The sequence below is a fragment of the Deinococcus sp. LM3 genome, assembly GCF_002017875.1.
Taxonomy (GTDB): domain Bacteria; phylum Deinococcota; class Deinococci; order Deinococcales; family Deinococcaceae; genus Deinococcus.
Genome location: NZ_MUFV01000001.1, coordinates 1,927,853 through 1,948,369, shown reverse-complemented (window position 1 = coordinate 1,948,369; position 20,517 = coordinate 1,927,853). Strand labels below are relative to the sequence as shown.

Sequence of the window (20,517 nt, the reverse complement as noted above, 5' to 3'; positions counted from 1 at the left end):
GGCATTCTGCACCCGCCAGCGTCAGGGGACGCTCAGTTCCGCCCGGCCTTCCTCCTGCGCGCGGAACTGCAATTCGTACAGGTCGCGGTACAGGCCGCCCTGCGCGATCAGCGCGGCGTGCGGGCCGTCCTCGACGACGCGGCCGCCGTCCATCACCACGATCCGGTCGGCATTCCGGATGGTGCTCAGGCGGTGCGCGATCACGAAGGTCGTGCGGCCCTGCATCAGCCGTTCCAGCGCCGCCTGCACCAGCGACTCGGACTCGTTGTCCAGTGCGCTGGTGGCCTCGTCCAGAATCAGGATGCGGGGGTCTTTCAGGACCGCGCGCGCAATCGCCACGCGCTGCCGCTGCCCGCCGGACAGTTTCACGCCCCGCTCGCCCACCACCGTGTCGTAGCCCTGCGCGAAGGCCATGATGAACTCGTGCGCGTTCGCCGCGCGGGCCGCCGCCTCGACCTCCTCGGGGCGCGCACCGGGGCGGCCGTACAGGATGTTCTCGCGCACCGTGCCGCTGAACAGCAGCGTCTCCTGCGGCACCAGCCCCACCTGCGCCCGCAGGTCCGTCAGGGCGTACTCGCGCACGTCCCGGCCATCCACGCGCAGGGTGCCGCCCGTCACATCCCAGAAGCGCGGAATCAGGTTCACCAGCGTCGTCTTCCCCGCCCCGCTCGGCCCGACCAGCGCCACGACCTGCCCCGCCGGGACGTCCAGCGTCACGTCCCGCAGCACCGCGCCGCGCTCCCTGGCCCCCGGCTCGCCCTCCCCCTCGTAGGCGAAGGTCACACCGCTGAACGTCACGCGGCCATCCGCGCGCACCAGCGGCGCCGGCTGCGCGGGCTGCGGCAAGTCACTGCGTTCGTCCAGCAGCTCGAAAATCCGGCCCGACGCGCCCAGCGCCTCCTGAAACTGATTGAAGATCCCCGTCAGGCCCGCTACCGTTCCCCCCACCTGAAGCGCGTAGAACAGGAACGTCACCAGATTCCCCGGCGTCAGGCTCCCCGCCATCACCTGCCGCCCGCCGTACCACAGCACCACCGCCAGCGCCCCGAACGTCAGGAAACTCATCACGCCCGCCATCAGCGCCTGCCACTGCGCCCGCCGCAGCGCCGCCCGGAAGCTCGCCAGCACCCCCTCGCCGTACCGGCCCTGCTCCACGCCCTCCGCCGTGAAGCTCTGCACGACCCGCACCCCGCTGATCGCCTCCTCGGCACTGGCGTTCGCGCCCGCCACGGCGTCCTGCACCTCACGGCTCACCCGGCGGATCTGCCGCCCCACCACCACTGCCGTCCCGATCACCAGCGGAATCACCGCCAGCGTCAGCAGGCTCAGGCGCGCGCTCGTGCTGATCAGCAGCACCACCGCCCCCACCAGACTCACCGTCTGCGCCGCCAGCTGCGCCAGCGCCGTACTCGTCACCGTCTGCACGGTCCCCACGTCCGACGTCAGGCGACTCGTCAGGTCCCCCGTCTTATGCTCCCCGAAAAAACGCGGCGAGAGCGTCAGCAGGTGCGAGAACACCGCCCGCCGCAGGTCCGCTACCACGCCCGCCCCCACCCGCGAGAGCAGGTAAGACTGCGCCGCCCCGAACACCGCCGACAACGCAAAAATCCCCAGCAGCAACACCACCGTCCGGTCCAGCTGCGACGTATCCGTCGAACCCACCCGCAGGAACGACGCATCGATCAACCGCCCGAACAACGCCGGGAACACCAGATTCAACCCGCTCGACACCAGCGTCGCCAGCAACCCCACCACGAACAACGCCCGGTACGGCCGCGCAAACGCCAGCAACCGCACCAGCTGACGCGGATCCCGCTTCACACGCGGACCCTCCGGACTCAGGGGCGAAGCAGAGCGGCCAGGACGGGAGAACATAGGAACAGGGTACGCGGGAAGCAGGAGGACAATGGGGAACGGGAATTGGAACGGGCGGCCGCTTCGCAGGCAACCCCTCTGCTTCGCAGGGAACCCCTCAGTCAGCTGCGCTGACAGCTCCCCTCAAGGGGAGCCTTGAAAGGCGACCGTCATCGCCACCAAGCCTGTCGTGCGCGCAGCGCGCGGGGCGCACGCGACGGGGGCAGAGGATGGCGTGTGAGGCGTGGCCGTCCCCGCCCAACACCCACCACGAACGCCCGAGAAATACCTGCCCAGTGCCAACGAAAGCCCCCCCTGCCCCCCTGAGGGACTCGTATGAGCCGCTTGCGGAGGGGGCTGGGGGGTGGGGAACCTTGCAGCAATCAGCCAATCAGGCCAGAGCCGTTTCCGGAGCCGTGTACGGCAGCTCGAAAGCGTCCGCCACACCCTGGTAGGTCAGTTTGCCCTGGTGGGTGTTCAGGCCGAGCATCAGGGCGGGGTTGCGGTGCAGGGCGCTGGGGCCGTGGTCGGCGAGCAGCAGGGCGTACGGGAGGGTCTGGTTGGTAAGGGCGAAGGTGCTGGTGCGGGGGACGGCGCCGGGCATGTTGGCGACGCCGTAGTGGATGACGCCGTCGACGACGTAGGTGGGGTCGTCGTGGGTGGTGGCGTGGATGGTTTCGACGCAGCCGCCCTGGTCGACGGCGACGTCGACGATGACGCTGCCTTCGGGCATGAGTTTCAGCATGTCGCGGGTGACGAGGTGGGGGGCTTTGGCGCCGGGGATGAGGACGCCGCCGATGAGGAGGTCGGTGGTGGGGAGCAGGTCGCGGATGTTGGCTTCGCTGCTCATCATGGTGGTGATCTTGCCGAAGAAGACGTCGTCGAGGTACGCGAGGCGGCGCTGGCTCACGTCGAGGATGGTGACCTTGGCGCCGAGGCCCATGGCCATCTTGGCGGCGTTGGTGCCGACGACCCCGCCGCCGATGATGGTGACGTGACCGGGTTGCACGCCGGGGACGCCGCCGAGGAGGACGCCGCGTCCGCCGACGGGTTTCTGGAGGTGGTACGCGCCGGCCTGGACGCTGAGGCGGCCCGCGACCTCGCTCATGGGGGTCAGCAGCGGGAGGCTGCCGTCGTCGAGCTGGACGGTTTCGTAGGCGACGCCGGTGGTGCCCGCCGCGAGCAGGGCGTCGGTGAGCGGGCGGTCGGCGGCGAGGTGCAGGTACGTGAACAGCAGCAGGTCGGGGCGCAGGTAGTGGTATTCGCTCTGGATGGGTTCCTTGACCTTCACGACCATCTGCGCGGCCCAGGCTTCGTCAGCGGTGCCGAGGGTGGCGCCGGCGGTGACGTAGTCCTGATCGGCGATGCCGCTGCCGAGGCCCGCGCCCTGCTGGACGGTGACGGTGTGGCCGCGCCGGACGAGGGTGGCGACGCCGCCGGGGGTGAGGGCGACGCGGTTTTCCTTGACCTTGATTTCTTTGGGGAGCCCGATGTGCATGGTGTGACCTCGTTGTCCGTGCAGGTGTCTCCTGCCGGCGGTGTGCTGCTTCTTGTGACGCAAGATTAACAGTTCTTCACGAACCGGGGATTGCCGGTACCGGCCTGATTCGGGACCGCTTCGCAACCCTGTTGCTCTTTTATGCCAGAATGCGATCAATCATGTCTCAGAATATTCTCGATGCGCTGGACCGACAGATTCTCGGCATCCTTCAACGGGACGCCCGCATTCCGAACACGGAACTCGCCGACGAGATCGGCCTGACCCCCGCCCCGACGCTGCGCCGCGTGCGCCGCCTGGAGGAGGAAGGTGTGATTCAGCGGTACGTGGCGCTGCTGGACCCGAAGATGGTGGGCCGGGAACTGATGGTGATCGTGCGCGTCACGCTGGACAAGCAGACGAAGGCGGGCTTCGAGGAGTTCGCGCAGAAGATGCAGGAACGCCCGGAGGTGCTGGAGTGCTTCCTGTGCCTGGGGGACATCGATTACCTGCTCAAGGTGTGCGTGCCGGACCTGGACGCGTACCAGCATTTCCTGGTGAACACCCTGGCCGCCATTCCCGGCGTGCGGAACACGGCGAGTACCATCGTGGTCAAGCAGGAGAAGCACACGACCAGCCTCCCACTGGAGTGACGGAAACCGGGGCGGGGTGCCGTCTTCAGGACGATCTCATGGGCGTTATGGAACACTGCGGGTATGTCCTTTCATTCCCTGAACGGTCGTTCCCTGACCTGCGTGGCGCTGCTGGGTGCCGCGCTGTCCGCCTGCACCCCGGCGGCCACCCGCGCTCCCGTGACTGCGCCGGCCCCGGCAGTCACGCCCGCGCCCACCCCGGCGCCCGCCGCGCCCGCCGTGTCGTTCCAGGTGATGCCGTTCCTGTCCGAAACCCCGGTGCGGTCCTTCACGGCCGCGCCCGCCATGACCATCGACCCGGCCCGCTCGTACCGCGCGGTCCTGAAAACGGCGCGGGGGGACATCACGGTGGACCTGAACGCGAAGGGATCGCCGGTCGCGGTGAATAACTTCGTGTTCCTGGCCCGGCACCGCTTCTACGACGGCACGCGCTTTCACCGGGTGATCGAGGGTTTCATGGCGCAGGGCGGCGATCCCCTCAGCGCAGATACGGCCCGTCAGTCCGAGTGGGGGCGCGGCGGCCCCGGTTACCAGTTCGCAGCGGAAGTCAACAATGGCCTGCGCTTCGACCGGGCGGGCGTGCTGGGCATGGCCCGCTCAGCAAGCCTGAATTCGCAGGGCAGCCAGTTCTTCATCACGGTCGCCCCGGCGGACTTCCTGAGCGGCGGGTACACGGTGTTCGGGCAGGTCATCGGCGGTCAGAACGTGCTGGCCAGCCTGACCCGCACGGCGCGCAGCACCGCCCAGGGTGAGCAGGCCATTCCGGGCGCGGCGGCCGACACGCTGATCGGCGTCCAGATTCTCGAATCCCGCTGAGCGGCTGACAGGCCGGGCGGCTGTGCAACTGGGCGGCGGGCGCGGCCTGATCCTGTAAGGCTCGCCGCAGCCCGCGCGGGTCGGTGCGCTCTACACTGACGAACATGCGTGTTCGTTCCTTTCTTCCGCTCGTGGCGGCCGGCGCGGCCCTCTGGTACGTCCGCAGCGTGTACCGGTTCCGGGACCCGGTGCGGCTGCCGCAGGTGGGGCCGGGCGAGGTCCTGAGTCCCGCCGACGGCACCGTGAGTTTCGTGCGCCGCGTGCACGGCACCCAGGTGGACGGCGTGGACGTGGCGGGGCTGCTGAATATCCCGGAGGCCGCCGACGGCTGGCTGGTCGGGATCTTCGTGGGGCCGCTGGACGCGCACTACACGTACCAGCCGGTGGCGGGCACGGTCACGCAGGTCACGCACCGGGCGGCCGTGCTGAACGTGCCGCTGCTGGGCGCGGGCGCGGCGGCCGGGTTCCTGACCGGCCGCGCGTCGGATCTGCTCGGGGGGCGCGGCACGCTGGAGAACGAACGCCTGAGCAGCGTGACCGTCACGCCGTTCGGGAACGTGACCGTCACGCTGGTCGCGCCGGGAGCGGAACTGCGCGTCACCTCGTACCAGCAGGTGGGCGACGAGGGGCGCGCCGGGTTCAAGGCCGCGTTCCTCGAGGAGGGCGGTCTGGTGCTGCTGCACCTGCCGGGGGCGTTCACACCGTCCGTGGGCGTCGGCGAGCGGGTGCTGGGCGCGCAGACGGTCGCGGCCCGCGCAGACAACTGACACGGACTCCGATTGAAGGGGTTCCGGGTGAACCCTGCCGCGCGTCACGGCGTCCGGCGCCCGGAACCGGTATGCTGCTGCGCCTGGAAGGGTCCGGGCGGTCACGGTGACTGCTGGGTCATACGGACTCCGATTGAATGGGCTGCAAAGACCATTCAATCCGAGCGGATGCGAGTGGGAGAGAAACGCCCCTCCGGACGTGGAGCTGGCAATCCGGTGAAGTTCCGGATTGTCAGCGAAACAAACGGAATCCGTATCAGGGGCAAGGGAGGCAGGGTGGGCAGGGCACGCGCAACAGACGACAACGTGACAGGCGGTCCCGAACGCGCCGCGGACCGGCTGGTCGCGGACCGGCGCGTGCGGGCGGTCGCCTACGCCGGCAGTTACGGCACGGAGTTCGCGTGGACCGGCAGCCTGCCGACCCTGGTGGCGTTCGAGCGGGGCGTGACCGAGCCGCAGACCGACACGCGGGCCGGCGTGACGACCGAGCGTTTTCCCTTCGAGAAGCTCGAGGCGTGGCGTGACTGGGAGGCCGCGCGGACCGAGGCGCCGCTGGCGCTGCTGGCGACCAGCCGCGTGGTCTACGATCCCACCGGGCATTACGGCCGCATTCAGCGGACCCTGTGGAACCTGAGCGAGTCGCAGCGGGCCGCGCACCGCGCCGAACTGCTGAACCAGGCGGCCGGGCAGCTTCAGCTGGCGCGTGAGACGCACACCGGCGCCGGTCACGGCGTGCAGGAGCAGTTGCTGGCCCTGGCGGACGCGCGCGGCGTCGCCCTGAACCTGCTGTACCCGGCGCTGCTGACCTGGCTGCACCTGTGGCCGGAATTCGAGATCCGCCTGCCGCACGCGTGGCGGGCCTCGGCGGGCCTGCGCTTCCCGAAGGCCGTGTACCGCCTGGAAGCCCTGTACGGTTTCGGTGGCGAGGAAGAGGCCCGCCGGGTGCTGCTCGCCACACGCGGACTGGGGCTGGTCGAGCAGGAACGCCGCGCCCGCGCCGCCTTCCAGGCCGGGTACTACGACGGCGCCGTGCGGTACCTGCGGGACGAGGCGGCCCGCACGCACCGCGCGGACCTGAGCGGCTGGCTGCACCTGACACCCGCCCGCCGCGACAAGCTGGGCACACTGCTGGGCGTGACCCGCGCGCCGCTGGGCCCGGCCGCACTGAACCTCGCGCAGGAACTGCTGGAGGCGGTGCGCGAAGGCGAGTAGAGAGGTTGATGGAGCATGGTTGATGGGTGATGGTTGGCCCCTCATACGAATTCCGTCTGTTTCGTTGACAATCCTGAATCCGCTTCTCTCCCGCTCGGACCCAGCGGCTCTGCAAGCCATTCAATCGGAGTCCCTCATACGGACTCCGATTGAATGGGCTGCAAAGCCCGTTCAATCCGAGCGAAGCGAGTGGGAGCAAAACGGGTTCCGGACGTGGAGCTGGCAATCCGGTGAAGTCCTGGATTGTCGGCGAAACAAACGGAATCCGTATCAGCACGCAGAGCAGGCAGGGCGAGCCGATTTGAACGGCTCGCCCTGCTGCTTGATCTGGGGTTATGCGCTGGGCGTGTCGGTGTCGAGCACCTTGGCGCTGCGGACGGTGATGGCGCGTTTCTGGGCGGCCTCGCTGCGGGGCACGCGGATGGTCAGGGTGCCGTGGTCGAAGTCGGCCTCGACCTTGCCCAGGTCGTACTTGGCGGGCACGCTGAAGGTGCGGGCCAGGGTGCCGTAGGCGCGTTCGACGCGGTGAGCGGTGCGGCCGTCCTTGCGTTCGTAGGTACGGGTGGCCTGAACGGTCAGGGTCTGGTTCTCGGCTTCGACCTGAATCTGGTCGGGGCGGATGCCGGGCAGGTCCAGGGTGAGTTCCAGGCCCTGGTCGTCCTCGTGCACGTCGACGGGCGGGGCGATGCGGGTGGGGGCGCTGGCGCTCTGGCCGAAGGCGCGGTCCATGCGCTGGGTCAGTTCCTCAATTTCACGGAAGGGGTCGAATCGCATCATGGTGGGTTCCTCCTGTGGGTGGGAGCGCAGGGACCGGAATTCCCAGGTCACTCCGAACATCTGAGTGCCTTGCGCTCAACTGTCGCCATAGTAAAACCTGAGTGCATTCATGTCAAGTTTGGTGCGCCTTGAACCGGCGCTCAGAACTGGACACCCCTTCCCCGCTCCGGCACACCCCCACGCCTGCGGTGTTACACTTCGTCAGGCCGCGCACGGCAGCCCATCTGCCCGCGCCCCGGCAATCCAACCCAACCTCGTCCTTTCCCGGCAGTCCAGTGAGGCTGCACCCGCCCCGTGAGGCAGGAGAAGGAGCACCATGTCCACACCCACGCACCGTCAGCCCACGCTGAACGGCCCTTTTTTTATGCACCCCCGTTCCACGCACCCCGCCCCGGTGAGCGCATGACCCCCAAGGCCATCATCCTCACCCCCGACGAGGTGCGCCGCGCCCTGACCCGCATCGCGCACGAGATCATCGAACGCAACAAGGGAGCCGAGAACCTCGCCCTGATCGGCGTGCACACGCGCGGTATCCCCCTGGCCCGCCGGCTGGCCGAGAAACTCAGCTCCCTGGAAGGCGTTGAAGTCCCCACCGGCATGCTGGACATCACCCTGTACCGCGACGACCTCAGTGAAGTCGCCCAGCAGCCCATCATCCGCGAGACGCAGGTGCCGTTCGACCTGCGCGACCGCCGCGTGATCCTGGTCGACGACGTGCTGTACACCGGCCGCACCGTCCGCGCCGCACTGGACGCCCTGATCGACCTCGGCCGCCCCGCCGGGATTCAGCTGGCCGTGCTGGTCGACCGTGGACACCGCGAACTGCCCATCCGCGCCGACTACGTGGGCAAGAACCTGCCCACCGCCGCCAGCGAGGTCGTGAAGGTCAAGGTGCAGGAAACCGACGGCGTGGACAGCGTCGAACTCTGGGACATGGAGGCGCTGCGATGACGCCCACTCCCGCCAACAGCCCCACCAGCATGGGCGCCCGCCCACCCCACCTCCTGGACTTCCAGGACTGGACGCCCGAACGCCTGGGCGCCATCCTCGACAACGCCGACACCATGCTCCAGGTCCTTGACCGGCCCGTGAAGAAAGTCCCGGCCCTCCAGGGCCTGACCGTGTGCAACGCGTTCTTCGAGAACTCCACGCGCACCCGCACCTCCTTCGAACTGGCCGCCCGCCGCATGAGCGCCGACGTGCTCACCTTCGCCGCCGGCGCCAGCAGCGTCAGCAAGGGCGAATCCCTGCGCGACACCATGGAAGTCCTGACCTCGTACAAGGTCGACGCGTACATCGTGCGCCACCACGCCGCCGGAGCCGCGCATCTGGTGGCCCGCTACAGCGGCAAACCCGTCATCAACGCCGGGGACGGCCGCCGCGCCCACCCCACCCAGGCGCTGCTGGACGCGTACACCATCCGCCAGGAGTACGGCAGCCTGGAAGGCAAGACGGTCGCCATCATCGGCGACATCCGCCACAGCCGCGTGGCCCGCAGCAACGCCGAACTGCTGCCCAAACTCGGCGCGAAGGTGGTCCTGTGCGGTCCTGCCCCGCTGCTGCCCGCCGGTCTGGGCGCGCTGCCCGGCGTGACCCTCACCACCGACCCCCGCGCCGCCGTGCGCGGCGCCCACGCCGTCATGGCCCTGCGCCTGCAACGCGAACGCATGAGCGGCGGCTTCCTGGGCAGCCTTCAGGAGTACGCCGACACCTATCAGGTGAACGAAACCCTGATGCAGGAGGCCGAGAGCGGCGCGGTCGTCCTGCACCCCGGCCCCATGAACCGCGACCTGGAAATCAGCGGCGACGCGGCTGACGGCCCGCGCAGCCGGATTCTGAAACAGGTCGAGAACGGGCAGGCCATCCGCATGAGCGTCCTGTACCACCTGCTGGTCGGACGGAACTGAAGGGCGAGGGGACAAGCATGATCACGATTACGAACATCAAGCGCGTCGGGTCCGAGAAGACCGAGAGCGTCACCATCGAGAACGGCCTGATCAAGGGCTGGAACCTGCCTGAAGAGGGTGACGTCATCGACGGGCAGGGCGGCACGGTCGCGCCCGCGCTGATCGAACTGCACGCTCACCTGCGTGAGCCGGGGCAGACGGAGAAGGAAGACCTCGCCAGTGGGCTGGCGGCGGCGGCGGCCGGTGGGTACGGCACGGTGGTGAGCATGCCGAACACCAGTCCGGTCGTGGATGACCCCGCGATCGTGCGCAGCCTGATCGAGAAGGCCTCTGGCCTGGGCTTTGCGCGGCTGCGTCCGGCGGCGGCGCTGACGAAGGGGCAGAAGGGCGAGGAACTGGCCGAACTGACCTACCTGAAAGAGGCGGGCGCGGCCATGTTCACGGATGACGGGCGCACGAACGAGAACGCCCGCACGCTGCGCCTGGGTCTGGAGACGGCCGGGAGCCTGGGCATGGTGATCAGCGTGCACGCTGAGGACGCCAGCCTGCGCGCGGACGGCGTGATGAACGAGGGGCCGGTCAGTGAGGCGCTGGGCCTGCCGGGCAACCCGGCCTCGGCCGAGGCGGCGCGTGTGGCGCGGGATATCGAGATCGTGGCGGGTCTGCACGCGCAGGGCGTTCCGGCGCGGCTGCACATCCAGCACCTGAGCACGGCGCGCGCGCTGGATCTGGTGCGAGCCGCGAAGGCGCAGGGCCTCCCGGTGACCTGCGAGGTCTGCCCGCACCACCTGACCCTGACGGACGAGGCGCTGCGGAGCTTCGACGCGATCTTCAAGGTCGCGCCGCCCCTGCGCACGCAGGCGGACGCCGATCACCTGCTGGAGGGTCTGCGGGACGGCAGCGTGGACTGCCTCGCCACCGATCACGCGCCGCACACCCGCGCCGAGAAGGAACGCGACCTGCTGGACGCGCCCAGCGGCATCGCGTACATCGAACTGGCGTTCCCGCTGATGTACACCCGCTTTGGCGAGACGCTGGGCCTGGAGCGCATCCTGGACCTGATGACCGCCGCGCCCGCCCGCGTGATGGGCTGGACGGAACCCACCCTGGACGCCGGGCAGAAGGCCGATCTGGTCGTGCTGGACCTGACCACCGAACGCACCGTGAATCCCGCCGAGTTCAAGAGCAAGGCGAAATTCACTCCCTGGGCCGGGGAAACGCTGAAGGGCTGGCCGCTGCTGACCGTCGTGGACGGGAAAGTCGCTTACCAGCGATAACGGGCACACGGCTGGCCGGGCGCGGAGGCAATACGGACTCCGATTGAAGGGGCTGCAATGACCCTTCAATCCGAGCGGATGCGAGTAGGAGTCAAGCGGGTTCCGGACGTGGAGCTGGCAATCCGGTGAAGTTCCGGATTGTCAGCGAAACAAACGGAATCCGCATAATCTCTCCGCGCCCGGCTGCCGTTCAGCGGTCCAGGCGGAAGATGCGCAGGTCGTCGTTCTCCTCGCCCCGAATCAGGTCCGTGAGGAGGCGGGCGGCCTGCACGCTGTACGTGATGCCGTTCCCACCGTACCCGAGCGCGAACAGCAGGCGGTCGCCCTTCTGCCGGGGGCCGATGTACGCGAGGCCATCCTTCGTTTCGCCGAAGGTGCCGGCCCACGCGAAGGCCGTCTCGGCCTGCAGGTGCGGCAGGAGTTTGCCGAGTTTGCGTTCCAGGCGGCGTTGTTTGCCGGGCAGGGCGCGCTCGCGGCGGGCGGGGTTGTGGTGGTCGTCGTCCTCGCCGCCGATGACGACGCGGCCGTCCTGGGTGGTGCGGGCGTACAGGTACGGGCGGGCCGTCTCCCAGATCAGGCAGCCGGTGGGCCACAGTTCCCCGTCGGTTTCTGCAATGGGTTCCGAGGCGAGCGCGTAGGAGTTCTTGAGGATGGCGAGGCGCCGGCCCAGGAACTTCTCGGCCTCGTACCCGGTGGCGACCACGACCCAGCGGGCCTGGATCTTCGCGTTCCGGTCGGTGTGCGCGGTGAAGTCGTCCCGGCCTTCATCAAGGCGCGTGACCTCGGTGCGGTCGTACACCCGCACCCCCCGCGACTGCGCCCGCTGAAGCAGGTGCTGCGCGAGGCGGTACGGGTCGACCTCGCCGCCGTCCGGGCTGAACAGCGCGGCGGGCGCCGTGATGCCGAAGCGGGCCTTGAGGGTGCGGGCGTCCAGGTGTTCCACGTTCAGTCCAGCGCGCGTGCGGGCCGCGTGCTCCTGCGCGAGCATGCGGGCGTCGCGGCGGTTACTGGCGTAGTACAGACTGCCGCGCTCGCGGAACCCGCAGTCGTCGGGCAGTTCGGCCGTCAGGTCGCGGACCATGTCGATCGCCTCGCGGCACAGGTGGTAGGCACGCTCGGCGTCGGCCTGCCCGGTCATGGGGATCAGGTCCATGAGGTTCGTGTCGATCTCGTACTGGAGCAGGGCGGTGCTGGCGCTGGTGCTGCCGAAGGCGACGTCGCGCAGGTCAGTCACGACGACATCCAGCCCGGCGGCACTCAGGCGGTCGGCGAGCAGCGCGCCCGTGATGCCCGCCCCGATGACCAGCACGTCGGCAGTCTCGTCGCCGCTCAGGGGAGGGTAGGTGTGCATGAGGCCGTTCGTGAGGGGCCAGAAGGCGCGTCCGCTGCGGAGATCCATAGGCCCGATTCTGCTGGGGTGGCGGCCGGGCCAGTTGGGCGAGTGGCTACGGTTCCCCGCGCGCGACGTTCAGGGTTCGTTGTGGAACGCGGCCCTGCGGGCGGGGGCTACTTCTGCGGCAGTTCGGGTTTCGTGCCCCGGAACGCGTCGCGGTTCGTGTGGGTGGGCAGGCGCACGACCTGTCCGGTGCGGGCGCTCTCGTACAGGGCGTCCATGATCACATGGTCCTGCACGCCCTCCTCGCCGGGGGTCCACGGTGTGTCGCCACGGCGGATGCACCGCGCGAAGTGATCGAATTCCAGCGTGAACTGGTCGTACTCGGGGAAACTGGGCTGGCGGGTACCGTCCTCACCAGACAGGCTCAGCTTCAGGCCGTCGTACGGGAAGGCGGGGTCCATCAGCAGGCTGCCCTTCTCACCCATCACGCGCAGGGTGCCCGTGCTGTGCGCCGCGTAACTGGTCTGGATGGTCGCACTCACGCCGCCGGGGAAGCCCAGCAGGGCGCTCATGGACGCCTCGACCTCCCGGAAGCGCGGGTCCTCTGCGGGCTGGTGCTGCGTGGCGAACACCCACTCGGGTTCCTGACCAGTGATAAAGCGCAGGGTGTTCAGGCTGTAGATGCCCACGTCCGGCAGCGGCCCGCCGCCCGCCAGGTCGCGTTTCAGGCGCCACGCCTCCGGGTCGTCCTCGACCTGCGCGTGGATGGAGTTCAGCAGCTGCACCGGCCCCAGCGTGCCGCCCTGCACGGCGTCACGGGCCGCCCAGTGTTCCGGGGTGTACTGGCAGCGGTAGGCGGTCATCAGCAGCACCCCGGCCCCTTTGCAGGCGTCCACGATGGTCTGGGCGTCCTCGGCGTTCACGCCCAGCGGTTTCTCGCACAGGACGTGTTTGCCCATGCGGGCGGCGCGGGTGGCGTACTCGCGGTGCAGGCTGTTGGGCAGCACGATGTATACGGCCTGCACGTCGTCGCGGTTCGCCAGTTCGTCGAACTGCTCGTAGGTGTAGGCGTCCTGCTCGCTCAGGCCCAGCGCGCGGGCAAACCCGTCCGCCTTGTCCGGCTCGCCGCTCACAAGCGCGGCCACGTAGGCGTGTTCGCTGGTGCGCGCGGCGGGAATGAGTTCCTCGGCGGTCAGCTTACCGATGCCGACCAGGGCGAAGCCCACCCGCTGGTCATGCGCTTCGGGGGGCGTGATGTCCGGTTTCTGAGGCATGCCCCACCGTAAGGGCGCGCTCCCGCCGGATGGGGAGGCGCGCCTTGAGGGGGCCTTAGGGCTTCAGAAGAAGCGGCGTTTTCCGGGCTTTCCGACGGCCTTCTGCGCGCGGCTCAGCAGGGTGTCGATCACGCGGTCGCGCTTGCGGGCGCGGGTGTAGCGGCTTTTCTTCTTCTGGGCGGCGCGGGTCTTGACCAGCAGTTCCAGCACGACCGGAGCGGCGGCCATGATCAGGCCGAGTTTGCCTTTCGAGGAGGTCTTCATGCCCTCCATTACGACAGATCGCAGAGGAAAGTTGCTGAGGCGGGACTCAGGTTCCTTTACCTCGGATTCCGGCCGGTGGGGCGGGAGTGTCCGGCAGAGCGAAACGCAGCCCGTCCGGCCGCCCGGAGGCGCTAGGCTGGGGCATGACTGCAATTCAGGACCGGGTCGAGGAACTCCGCACGCAGCTCGTGGCGTGGCGGCGGCACCTGCACATGAACCCCGAGGTGGGCTTCGAGGAGCACGAGACGGCCGCGTACATCGAGGCCGAACTGCGCAAGATGCCGGGCCTGAGCGTCTCGCGCCCCACCGCGACCAGCGTGCTGGCCGTCCTGAAGGGTGGGCAGCCGGGCCGCACCGTGCTGCTGCGCGCCGACATCGACGCGCTGCCCATCCACGAGGAGAACACCTTCGAGTTCGCCTCGACCCGGCCCGGCGTGATGCACGCCTGCGGGCACGACGGGCACACCGCGATCCTGCTGGGCGTGGCGGCGCTGCTCTCGGGGGACGCGGCCAGCGTGCCGGGCGAGGTCCGCATGATCTTCCAGCACGCCGAGGAGATCGGGCCCGGCGGCGCGGAGGAACTGGTCATGAACACCCCGCTGATGGACGGCGTGGACGTGGTCACGGGCCTGCACCTGAACAGCCAGCTGCCGGCCGGCGTGGTAGCGGTCAAGCCCGGCGCGTTCATGGCCGCGCCGGACATGCTGGAACTCACCATCCGGGGGCGGGGCGGGCACGGCGCGCACCCGGAGGAAGCGGTGGACCCCATCGCGGTGGGCGCGCAGGTCGTCACGAACCTCCAGCATGTGGTGAGCCGCATGGTGGCCGCGCAGGACGCGCTGGTGGTCAGCATCACCAAATTCACGAGCGGCACCACGCACAACGTCATTCCCGACACGGCCGAACTGATGGGCACGGTCCGCACCTTCGACCCGGCGCTGCGCGAGCGGGCGCCGCAGCTGATCGAGCGGGTCATCAAGGGCGTGTGCGACGCGCACGGCGCGACCTACGACCTGCGCTACGAGTTCGGGTACCGCCCGCTGATCAACACCGACTGGGTGGCCGCGCAACTGAAAGACATCGCGCTGGACGTGGTCGGCGCGGACCTGTACCGGGACGCGAAACCCACCATGGGCGGCGAGGACTTCAGCGCCTACCTAGAAAAGGCGCCCGGCGCGTACTTCAACGTCGGTTCCGGCAGTGACGGGCAGGACAGCCGCTGGCCGCACCACCACCCGCGCTTCACCATCGACGAGGCCAGCCTGGAAACCGGGGTGCGGATGCTGCACGCCGCCGCGCTGCGCCTGACCGTCCCGGAGTGACCGTGCTGCCCGACGCGCTGTCCAGGCAGATCATCGCGGACCATCAGCGCCGCCCGCGCCACACCGGCCCGCTGAACGGCGTGGCGGGCGTCACGCTGGACAATCCGGGCTGCGGGGATCAGGTGACCGTCTGGGCCGACGTGCAGGACGGCCGGATCGGGCATCTGACCTTCAGCGGGAAGGGCTGCGCGATCAGCCAGAGCAGCGCCAGCCTGATGACCGTCGCCCTGACCGGCAGGACCGTGCCCGAAGCGCGGGCGCTGGCCGGGCAGTTCCGGGCGATGGTCATGGGCGAGGAACCGGGCAGCCCGCAGCTGGGGGACCTGCTGGCCCTCGCGGGCGTCAGCCGCCTGCACGCCCGGCGCCGGTGCGCGCTGCTGGCGTGGCGGGCGCTGGAACAGACGCTGGGAGACAGCAGCGACCCGGCCTGACCCACCCTGGTCCGGCTGACCGGATCACACGGCCGCTCATGGCAGTGCGCCGTCCGCCTCGACCGGCCCGGCGGCCACTGGCCCGGCAGGCACCGCCCCTTCCTCAGCGGGCACGGTGGCTTCCCCGGTCCCGGCCGGGTGACTGGAGACCGATACGGCGAAACCACCGGGAATCAGGCTGCAGAACAGGTCCGTCAGCGCCGGGTCGAACTGCGTGCCGCGCCCCTCGCGGATGATCTCCAGCGCCCGCGCGTGCGACATCGCGGCCTTGTAGGGCCGGACGCTGATCAGGGCGTCGTACACGTCGCACAGCGCGAAGATCCGGGCCAGCAGCGGAATCCCGTCGGCGGCCAGCCGGTCCGGGTACCCGGCGCCGTCCCAGCGTTCATGGTGGTGCCGGACGACGTGATGCGACTCGGGATGCAGGAACGGAATGCGGGCCACGAGGTCCGCGCCCAGCGGGGCGTGCTGCTCGACCACGGCCCGCTCGTCCGGGGTCAGGCGGCCCGGCTTGAGCAGCACGGCGTCCGGGATGCACAGCTTCCCGATGTCGTGCAGCGTCGCGCCGTGCCGCAGCGCCGTCATCTGGTCGTCCGGGAGTTGCAGCGCCGCGCCCATCATGAGCGCCAGGTCCCGCACGCGCTGGGTGTGGCCCTGCGTCTCGAAATCCCGCGCTTCGAGCGCCACGCCCAGCGTGTTCAGCGAGGCTTCCAGCGTGGCGCGCAGGTCGTTCAGGTGCGTGCCGCGCTCCATGACGCGCGTGCCGACGCTGGCGAGCATGGCGGCCAGCGCCTCGTCACTGGCCTGGAAGGGCCGGTGGGCGCTGCGCAGCAGGCACAGCACGCCCAGCGGCTGCCGCTGGTGCGACAGCAGCGGCACGGCCATCAGGGCGCGGCGGTCGGGTTCCAGGTTCTCCGGGCGGTACGCGCCGGGCGTGGTCATGATGTCCGCCACGCGCTGCACCTGCCCGGTTTCCAGCGCCAGCCACGACATGCCCTCGCCGCGCCGCAGCCGCACCGGGGGGCCGTCCAGCGGGCTGGCCCCGGCACGGGCCGCGCTGATCAGCATGTCCTGCGTGGCGTCGTAGCGCAGCAGGACGGTGTAACTGGTGCGCAGCAGGGCGTGGGCGGTGTCGGTCAGGTGCCCGGCGATGGCGTCGTCGTCGAGGCTGAGGCTCAGGTCGCCGTGCAGCCGCGCCAGCTGCTCGAGTTCCCGCCAGCGTTCCTGCAACTGCAGCAGCGCCGCGACCTGCTGCGCGAACACCCCGGCGTCCTGCATGACGGCCGGCGTGAACACGTCCTCGGAACTCATGGAATCCAGGTTCAGGTGCGCGATCACCTCGCCGCCCAGCACGACCGGCAGGCACAGGTTCGCGCGCAGCTGATCGCGGCGTCCCAGCTGCGCGAACAGCTGGTCCTGACCGGGCTGGTGCGACTCGTCGGCCGACGCCCAGGCCCGCTGGATCTCGCCGGGCCGCAGCACGCGCGGTTTGCCCGCCAGCCAGTCCTCCAGGCTTCCGCCGTACCATTTGCGCTGCGACCGCTCGGTCAGGGTCAGGCCGGTCAGGCCCTCGTCGTACCCCTCGGAGGCGCACACGCGGAACACGCTGCCCTCGCGGACGTTCAGGGTGCCGGCCTCCACGCCGTCCACGGTCTGCACCGCCAGTCGCAGCAGCTCGTGCCAGTCGTCGTCGGTCAGGGTGCGGCGCTGCGTGAGCAGATTGACGGTGGTGCGCTGCGCCTGCCACAGCGAGTAGCGGGGGCGGATGTCCGGCAGCGCCACCTCGGCCGTGGTGGGCCGCGCGCTGTACTGCTGCACGACCAGCCGGTTACGGCCGTTCGTCTTGGCGAGGTACAGCGCCTCGTCCGCGCGGGACATCAGCTCGCTGGGCGTCTCGTGCAGCAGGCGGGTCGCCATGCCGGCCGACAGGGTCAGGTTCGCCCAGGGCAGGCCGCCGGGCTCCGTGACCTGCGCCTGGATCCGCTCGACCAGCGCGCGCGCTCCGGCCTCGCTGCCCACGTTCAGCAGCAGCGCGAACTCCTCGCCACTCAGTCGGTACGCGGCGTGCGGCGCGACGTCCGTCATGACCTGCCCGATGTAGCGCAGTGCCCGGTCCCCGACCGGCGTGCCGTGCCGCTCGTTCAGCGACCGGAAATCGTCGATGTCCAGCATCACGAGCTGTCCGCCCGTCTCCAGCCGCGCGAGATCCAGATCGAAGCGTCGCCGGTTGCCCAGTCCGGTCAGTTCGTCGGTCAGAACCTGCCGTTCCAGTTCGGCGGTGGCGCGCAGCAGGCGCAGCCGGGCATTCAGGACGCCCAGCACGGCCACGGTCGCCAGCGAGTGCAGCGCCAGCATGGACGGGTACAGCACCCACGGGGACACGCCGGGCGGCTGGGGCGTGAAGAACAGCATCAGACCCACGCCCAGATAAGGAAGCGGCAGTTTCCAGAGGTCCCTGCGCCCCAGGTCCCGGAAGTTCAGGTATCCGCGCAGGATTCCCGACAGGCCCACGACGCTCAGGGCGTTCACGAGCGCCGACAGGCCGCCCAGGTCGGACTCCAGCACGCGCAGCACGACCGGCCCGGCCGCAACCAGCAGGCCCGGCCCGACGCCGTACCGCAGGGTGATCAGCGCCAGCGGCACGAACCGCAGGTCGATCTTGTACGGCCCGACCTCCTGGGTGTTCAGCAGCAGCAGCACCGAGGCGACCGCCGCCAGCACGATCCGCAGCTGATGCTCGGCCGAGCGCGCCGGCACCGGCCACTGACGGTACGTGAGACTCAGCAGAAACGTGCAGGTCAGTAATAAACAGAAATTCAGCAGCACGTCCCCCCCCTTCCTCACGGTAAGGGACCGGCCCTTACATGCCTCTTATCACCCGGAAGCTACAGGAGAGCCTCAATCAGCCCTTCACCGGCCCCGTCCGGCCCGCGCCCACCACCAGGGCCCAGGCGGAGTGGCGTAGCGCGCTGACCGCCCAGCCGACAGAACCGGTCCGGGAGGACTGGACGCGCGCCGCGCACCCAACTCCCCGGACCGGAATCCCGCCCCATCCACAATGTCGAATTTCTTACAGGCCCCTCCCCGTCGGGCAGCCTGTCAGCGGGACCGCAGGGTGGTCTGCACGGCACTCATGAATTCCGCGCGGGTACGCGGGTCGCTCTTGAACAGGCCGCGCATGGCACTCGTGCTGGTGCTGCTGTTCTGCTTCTGCACGCCCCGCATCGCCATGCACAGGTGCACGCCCTCCATGACGACCGCCACGCCCTTCGGCGCCAGCAGTTCCTGCACGGCGTCCGCCACCTGCGTCGTGATGCGCTCCTGCACCTGCAGGCGGCGCGAGTACAGGTCCACGATCCGCGCGAACTTACTCAGGCCCAGAATCTGCCCGTCCGGAATGTACGCGATGTGCGCCCGGCCGTAGAAGGGCAGCATGTGGTGCTCGCACATGGAGTAGAACTCGATGTCCTTCACGATCACCATCTCGCTGCCATCGGCGGCGAACACGGCGTCCCCCACCGCCTCGTGCAGCGTCTTCTGGTACCCGGCCGTCAGGAACCCCCAGGCTTTCGCCACGCGGTGCGGCGTCTTGATCAGCCCCTCGCGTTCCGGGTCCTCCCCGATGGCGCCCAGCCAGCTGTGGGTCAGGGCGCTCAGGCCCGGCACTTCCTGCTTCTCGTCAGCGGCGCTGATCACTGTTTCAATCGTCAAGGGAATTGCTCCTTCTCACGCGCTCCCGGTCCGGGGGCATGAACATGAATGCCGCGAGTGTAGGCCGTAGCCCCTCGCGGCAATTGTCAAAAAAGATTCAGGAACCCCCCACGCCCCTCCCGGACATGAGGGAATCCGCCGTCACATGGAAGCCGCTCGGATTGAACGGTTTTTGCAAAAACCATTCAATCCGAGTCCGGGTTACTTCCAGCTGACCTCGCCGTACGTCTGCTCGCGGGCCGGGCCGGCCGAGAAGATCACCACGGGGCAGTTCACGGTCTCCTCGATCAGGTCCAGGTACGCCTGCGCATCTTTGGCCAGGGTCGCGCGGCTGTCGGCGCCCTCGGTGGTCGCCCAGCCCTTCATGCGTTTCATGACCGGCTGACCGTCCGCGTCGTAACCCACGCAGACCGGCACCTCGTCCAGACCCGCCAGGACGTCCATCTTGTTGATGACCAGCCCGTCCAGGCCGTTCACGTCCACCGCGTACTTCAGCAGGTGCAGGTCCAGCCAGCCCACCCGGCGCGGACGGCCGGTCGTCGTGCCGAACTCGTCCCAGGGTTTGCTGCCGTCGCCGCGCAGGCGCAGGATGCCCGCCTCGTCATGCACCTCGGTCAGGAACGGCCCATGCCCGACACGGGTGTTGAAGGCCTTCGCCACGCCGTACACCTTGTGAATGGCCTTGTGGTTCACGCCCGCCCCCACCAGAATGCCGCCCACCGTGGGGTGGCTGCTGGTCACGAACGGGTACGTGCCGTAGTTCAGGTCCAGCAGGGTCGCCTGCGCGCCCTCGAACAGCACGTTGCGGCCATCACGGATCGCGGCGCGCAGCTGCTCGCCCGTATCCTGAATGAACGGCGCGAGCGCCTCGCGGGTCGGGGCGAGGGACTCCATCGCCACGTCCACGCTCGTCCAGCCCGCGTCGCGGGTGCTGTTCGGCTTGGCCTCCAGCAGCCGCTCGATCCGCTCGCGCAGCACGCCGTCGTCCAGCAGATCACCGAACCGGATGCCCACGCGGCGCGCCCGGTCCGCGTACGCCGGGCCGATCCCGCGCCCGGTCGTGCCCACGAAGTCCTTCCGGCCATCCACGAACTTGTGGTGAGGCAGCACCAGGTGCGCCCGGTCACTGATGCGCAGGTCCGGGGTCAGGCCACCCGCGATCAGGTTCCGGCGTTCCTCCATGAACTTGTCCGCGTCGATGACCATCCCGTCACCCAGCACGCTGACCGTCCCGTCATGCAGCACGCCGCTGGGCAGCAGGTTCAACTTGAACGTCTGCCCCTTCGCCGTGACCGTATGCCCGGCGTTCGCGCCGCCCTGATACCGCACCACGAACTCGGCTTCCGGCGCCAGGAAATCCGTGATCTTCCCCTTGCCTTCATCGCCCCACTGAGCGCCAACAATCGCAATTCCAGGCATTCAAGCCCTCCACGCCACGC

General features: G+C 69.3%; 18 protein-coding genes. 9 read left to right on the top strand and 9 right to left on the bottom strand.

Going from position 1 to position 20,517, the window contains the following annotated elements; genetic code table 11:
* Positions 1-21 precede the first annotated feature (21 nt).
* Both BXU09_RS09105 and ald read right to left on the bottom strand, forming a co-directional pair.
* Positions 22-1,875: an ABC transporter ATP-binding protein gene (locus tag BXU09_RS09105; protein WP_078301993.1), complete on the bottom strand. Its 1,854-nt coding sequence runs from the start codon at positions 1,873-1,875 to the stop codon at positions 22-24.
* 370 nt (positions 1,876-2,245) lie between these two features.
* Positions 2,246-3,352 carry an alanine dehydrogenase gene (ald, locus tag BXU09_RS09100; RefSeq protein WP_078301992.1) on the bottom strand — a complete coding sequence of 369 codons (1,107 nt, stop codon included), beginning with the start codon at positions 3,350-3,352 and terminating at the stop codon, positions 2,246-2,248.
* A 161-nt stretch (positions 3,353-3,513) separates the two neighbouring features.
* Here ald and BXU09_RS09095 point away from each other — a divergent pair, with 161 nt between their 5' ends.
* The 4 genes from BXU09_RS09095 (at position 3,514) to BXU09_RS09080 (ending at position 6,779) form a co-directional block, all read left to right on the top strand.
* Positions 3,514-3,984, top strand: a complete 471-nt coding sequence (locus BXU09_RS09095; protein WP_055362231.1) for an Lrp/AsnC family transcriptional regulator — start codon at positions 3,514-3,516, stop codon at positions 3,982-3,984.
* A 63-nt stretch (positions 3,985-4,047) separates the two neighbouring features.
* Positions 4,048-4,800, top strand: coding sequence for a peptidylprolyl isomerase (locus tag BXU09_RS09090; protein ID WP_168174578.1), 753 nt, complete (start codon positions 4,048-4,050; stop codon positions 4,798-4,800).
* 104 nt (positions 4,801-4,904) lie between these two features.
* A complete protein-coding gene (locus tag BXU09_RS09085; protein ID WP_078301990.1) occupies positions 4,905-5,567 on the top strand; it encodes a phosphatidylserine decarboxylase in 663 nt (220 codons plus the stop codon).
* Positions 5,568-5,873: 306 nt separating this feature from the next.
* Positions 5,874-6,779: a hypothetical protein gene (locus tag BXU09_RS09080; protein WP_078301989.1), complete on the top strand. Its 906-nt coding sequence runs from the start codon at positions 5,874-5,876 to the stop codon at positions 6,777-6,779.
* 333 nt (positions 6,780-7,112) lie between these two features.
* Here the strand turns inward: BXU09_RS09080 and BXU09_RS09075 are convergent, their stop codons facing one another.
* On the bottom strand, positions 7,113-7,556 hold the full coding sequence (locus BXU09_RS09075) for an Hsp20/alpha crystallin family protein (RefSeq protein WP_078304902.1): 444 nt from the start codon (positions 7,554-7,556) through the stop codon (positions 7,113-7,115).
* A gap of 402 nt (positions 7,557-7,958) precedes the next feature.
* Here BXU09_RS09075 and pyrR point away from each other — a divergent pair, with 402 nt between their 5' ends.
* The 3 genes from pyrR to BXU09_RS09060 are packed head-to-tail and all read left to right on the top strand — an operon-like array spanning position 7,959 to position 10,740.
* Positions 7,959-8,507, top strand: a complete 549-nt coding sequence (gene pyrR / locus BXU09_RS09070; RefSeq protein WP_055362234.1) for a bifunctional pyr operon transcriptional regulator/uracil phosphoribosyltransferase PyrR — start codon at positions 7,959-7,961, stop codon at positions 8,505-8,507.
* Positions 8,508-8,536: 29 nt separating this feature from the next.
* Entirely contained in the window at positions 8,537-9,463 is a 927-nt protein-coding gene (locus tag BXU09_RS09065; protein ID WP_078304901.1) for an aspartate carbamoyltransferase catalytic subunit, read from the top strand.
* Positions 9,464-9,480: 17 nt separating this feature from the next.
* Complete coding sequence (locus BXU09_RS09060) at positions 9,481-10,740, top strand: dihydroorotase (protein ID WP_078301987.1); 1,260 nt, start codon at positions 9,481-9,483, stop codon at positions 10,738-10,740.
* A gap of 190 nt (positions 10,741-10,930) precedes the next feature.
* Here BXU09_RS09060 and BXU09_RS09055 read toward each other — a convergent pair whose 3' ends face one another.
* From BXU09_RS09055 to BXU09_RS09045, 3 genes are all read right to left on the bottom strand, one after another.
* A complete protein-coding gene (locus BXU09_RS09055; RefSeq protein WP_078301986.1) occupies positions 10,931-12,139 on the bottom strand; it encodes an FAD-dependent oxidoreductase in 1,209 nt (402 codons plus the stop codon).
* A 107-nt stretch (positions 12,140-12,246) separates the two neighbouring features.
* The gene (locus tag BXU09_RS09050; protein ID WP_078301984.1) at positions 12,247-13,350 is read right to left on the bottom strand and encodes a Gfo/Idh/MocA family oxidoreductase; all 1,104 of its coding nucleotides are present in this window, start codon (positions 13,348-13,350) and stop codon (positions 12,247-12,249) included.
* A gap of 63 nt (positions 13,351-13,413) precedes the next feature.
* Complete coding sequence (locus BXU09_RS09045; protein WP_078301983.1) at positions 13,414-13,614, bottom strand: hypothetical protein; 201 nt, start codon at positions 13,612-13,614, stop codon at positions 13,414-13,416.
* A 143-nt stretch (positions 13,615-13,757) separates the two neighbouring features.
* Between BXU09_RS09045 and BXU09_RS09040 the strand changes: the two genes are divergently transcribed.
* Entirely contained in the window at positions 13,758-14,936 is a 1,179-nt protein-coding gene (locus BXU09_RS09040) for a M20 family metallopeptidase (protein ID WP_078301981.1), read from the top strand.
* 2 nt (positions 14,937-14,938) lie between these two features.
* Positions 14,939-15,367: a Fe-S cluster assembly sulfur transfer protein SufU gene (gene sufU, locus BXU09_RS09035; protein WP_078304900.1), complete on the top strand. Its 429-nt coding sequence runs from the start codon at positions 14,939-14,941 to the stop codon at positions 15,365-15,367.
* A 36-nt stretch (positions 15,368-15,403) separates the two neighbouring features.
* Here the strand turns inward: sufU and BXU09_RS20935 are convergent, their stop codons facing one another.
* From BXU09_RS20935 to BXU09_RS09020, 3 genes are all read right to left on the bottom strand, one after another.
* The gene (locus BXU09_RS20935; RefSeq protein WP_078301980.1) at positions 15,404-18,193 is read right to left on the bottom strand and encodes an HD domain-containing phosphohydrolase; all 2,790 of its coding nucleotides are present in this window, start codon (positions 18,191-18,193) and stop codon (positions 15,404-15,406) included.
* Positions 18,194-18,466: 273 nt separating this feature from the next.
* Positions 18,467-19,024, bottom strand: a complete 558-nt coding sequence (gene folE / locus BXU09_RS09025) for a GTP cyclohydrolase I FolE (RefSeq protein ID WP_240501338.1) — start codon at positions 19,022-19,024, stop codon at positions 18,467-18,469.
* A 255-nt stretch (positions 19,025-19,279) separates the two neighbouring features.
* The gene (locus BXU09_RS09020) at positions 19,280-20,497 is read right to left on the bottom strand and encodes an adenylosuccinate synthase (RefSeq protein ID WP_078301977.1); all 1,218 of its coding nucleotides are present in this window, start codon (positions 20,495-20,497) and stop codon (positions 19,280-19,282) included.
* Positions 20,498-20,517: the final 20 nt, after the last annotated feature.